This window comes from Mesorhizobium sp. (assembly GCF_004962925.1).
Lineage (GTDB): Bacteria > Pseudomonadota > Alphaproteobacteria > Rhizobiales > Rhizobiaceae > Mesorhizobium.
On the sequence record NZ_SUEO01000358.1, the window covers coordinates 1 to 2889 of the forward strand.

Annotated in this window: 4 protein-coding genes; 2 read left to right on the forward strand and 2 right to left on the reverse strand. The window is 60.1% G+C overall.

Annotated features, from left to right (window positions below):
* Positions 1-176: 176 nt before the first annotated feature.
* On the forward strand, positions 177-344 hold the full coding sequence (rpmG, locus tag E5W87_RS34795; RefSeq protein WP_006201775.1) for a 50S ribosomal protein L33: 168 nt from the start codon (positions 177-179) through the stop codon (positions 342-344).
* Positions 345-734: 390 nt separating this feature from the next.
* On the opposite strand, the gene E5W87_RS34800 is transcribed toward rpmG, so the two are convergent.
* On the reverse strand, positions 735-2108 hold the full coding sequence (locus tag E5W87_RS34800; protein ID WP_292408319.1) for a PleD family two-component system response regulator: 1374 nt from the start codon (positions 2106-2108) through the stop codon (positions 735-737).
* A 33-nt stretch (positions 2109-2141) separates the two neighbouring features.
* A complete protein-coding gene (locus E5W87_RS34805; protein ID WP_287247952.1) occupies positions 2142-2498 on the reverse strand; it encodes a response regulator in 357 nt (118 codons plus the stop codon).
* A 251-nt stretch (positions 2499-2749) separates the two neighbouring features.
* Here E5W87_RS34805 and E5W87_RS34810 point away from each other — a divergent pair.
* A partial coding sequence (locus tag E5W87_RS34810; protein WP_292243109.1) for a DUF3572 family protein occupies positions 2750-2889 on the forward strand: 140 nt, incomplete at its 3' end.

Below are 2889 nucleotides of genomic sequence, written 5' to 3' on the forward strand. Positions count from 1 at the left end.
AAAACCGGACAACTCATGTGCTACCTAATCCGGACAACTCATGTGCTTACGACACCGAAGCCTCGCGGGGTTGACTTTCCGGGTGCGTTCTTTATGTGTCGCGCCAAGTTTCCCGCGTCCGGGTGTTTCCCCGTGCTCCAGCGGCTAGAACTCCACGAACATAACGGACGAACAACATGGCCAAAGCCGCAAACATCAAGATCAAGCTTCTGTCGACCGCCGACACCGGTTTCTTCTACGTGACCAGCAAGAACAGCCGCACCAAGACGGACAAGCTGTCGTTCCGCAAATACGATCCGGTCGCCAAGAAGCATGTCGAGTTCAAGGAAACCAAGATCAAGTAATCTGGTTTCTTGCTCTAAAGCCAAAACGCCGCCCCTGTGGGCGGCGTTTTTGTTTCAAGGCTTCGAAACGTCCGATATTTCCAAGGCTTAGCGCAGAGTCTCGATGTCTTTTCGGAAAGAGGGGGCCGGTCGGCGTTTGGCAGCGGTACGAGGAGGCCACTATGTGCCAGCGCCGGCCGGCCGACCCCACGGACCCAGGAGATGCGGCGGACCTGAGAATCATGGGGTATTCTTCGGATCGACCCGGCAACTACCCTCGCGCCGGTTCCGTCATTGGTCTGCACATTTGCGCAACGGCTTACGAAAATCAACAATTTCTTAACCAAGCCCTGCGAATCGCTTGCGTTAACGTAAATTCGTAACCCTATCGCACCGACTGGATAATCGGCGCTAAGCCGCCTTGGCGACGACGCGATTGCGGCCGGCGCTCTTGGCTTCGTAGAGCGCGAGGTCGGCGCGCTTCATCAGCCCGGCAACCGTATCCACGCCTTTCAGCACCGACGACACGCCGACGCTGACGGTAACCTCGATCGTCTTGCCGTCATGGCCGATGGCAAACGGCATAAGGGCGATTTCGGCGCGAATGCGCTCCGCGACCTTTTCGGCCACTGCGCCGTCGGTGTCCGGCATCACCACGACGAACTCCTCGCCGCCGAAGCGGCAGGCAAGATCGATGCCGCGCACATTCTTGCGCAGCCGCCGCGCGAATTCGCGCAGCACCTCGTCGCCGCCGTCATGGCCGTGCGCATCGTTGATGGTCTTGAAGCGGTCGAGATCGGTGATCATCATCGACAACGGCCGCCTCCGCGCCACGGCACGGTCGAACAACGTCTGCAGATGGCTGTCTAGGTAACGGCGATTGTGCAATCCCGTCAGGGCGTCGGTCACCGCCATCTCAATGGTTTGCGTGACGCTGGCGCGGAGCTGGTCGTTGTAGCGCTTGCGGCGCACTTGCGTGCGCAGCCGGGCCGTCAGCTCCTGCTGGTCGATCGGCCGCATCAGATAGTCGTTGATGCCGAGTTCGAGGCCGCGGATGATGCGCCCCTCCTCACCCTCCTGCGCCAGAAGGATGATCGGCACGAAACGGGTGCGATCGAGCGAACGCAGTTGCGAGCAGAGCCTGAGCGGATCGAAATCGGCAAAGGCTGTCGAGATCATCACGCATTCATAGGGCGTTTCGGCGGCCTGGAAGAAGCCGGCATGCGGATCGGTGGCGATGTCGAGGTCGGCGCTGCCGCGCAGCATTTTCTGGACGCGCTCGAAGGAGGATCTGCGCTCGTCGATCAGCAGAACCTTCGGCGTGGTGTCCGCGGAAGCGAAGTTGCGGCTCAACAGCTCCTCGATGCCGATGTTGCGTGTGGTCGAGGCGCGCAGGCGCAGCTCGTCGGTCAACGTCTTCAGCCTGACCAGGCTTTTGACGCGCGTCATCAATTGCAGGTCATTGACCGGCTTGGTCAGAAAATCGTCGGCGCCGGCCTCGAGGCCGCGCACCCGGTCCGAAACCTGGTCGAGCGCGGTGATCATGACGACGGGTATGTGCGACGTCGCCGGGTCGCTCTTTAGCCGCCGGCAGACCTCGAACCCGTCCATATCGGGCATCATCACGTCGAGCAGAACGACATCGACCTTGCCGTTTTCGCAGGTCTCGATCGCGTCCAGCCCGTTGGTGGCGGTCAGCACCTCGAAATATTCGGCAAGCAGCCGGACCTCGAGCAGCCTCACATTGGCAGGGATGTCGTCGACGACGAGGATCCGTGCAGTCATCTCACAAAGCTCCGGCTCGGCTGGAAAGGCGCATCAGGCATCGCCTAGGTAGGATTTGATGGTTTCGATGAAACGCGGCACCGAGATCGGCTTGGAAATATAGGCTTCGCAGCCACCTTGGCGGATGCGCTCCTCATCGCCCTTCATCGCGAATGCGGTGACGGCAATGACCGGTATGACATGGAGGTCGTCGTCCTCCTTCAGCCATTTGGTCACTTCCAACCCCGACACTTCGGGCAGTTGGATGTCCATCAAAATGAGGTCCGGCTTGTGCAGTCGCGCCAGATCCAGCGCTTCCAGGCCGTTGCGCGTGCGTACCGTCTCGTAGCCGCTCGCTTCGATGAGGTCCCGAAAGAGCTTCATGTTGAGCTCATTGTCCTCGACGATCATGACCTTCTTAGGCATCAAATTCCCGTCCCGGCCTGCCTTCCGCTCGAAGGATGCCGCCATGCGCCCTCGCCGGTTACGTACCAAACCCTGCTCGACTCTACGGCAATATAATTGACGAAACGGAAACCGGCTGCCGGAAAAGCTTCGGATTTCGCCTCGAACACCGCATTGCAGAGCTAGATGGCTTGCCGCCGGCGACGCTTGCGATTACTGCCAAAAAGAGACTCATTTTACCGCGCAAGAAGGTAGCGATGGCAAACGCAGCGTCAATGCGCGAGGAAGCGGAAACCATCGCCGTGAAGGCATTGGGCTTCGTCGCCGCCGATCCGGAACTTCTGCCCCGCTTCCTGGCGATCACCGGCATCGAGGCGCATTCCATCCGCCAGGCAGC

Bases quoted from the DNA above. Each gene is read 5' to 3' on its own strand.
- rpmG (WP_006201775.1), top strand. From the start codon at position 177: ATGGCCAAAGCCGCAAACATCAAGATCAAGCTTCTGTCGACCGCCGAC.
- E5W87_RS34800 (WP_292408319.1), bottom strand. From the start codon at position 2,108: ATGACTGCACGGATCCTCGTCGTCGACGACATCCCTGCCAATGTGAGG.
- E5W87_RS34805 (WP_287247952.1), bottom strand. From the start codon at position 2,498: ATGATCGTCGAGGACAATGAGCTCAACATGAAGCTCTTTCGGGACCTC.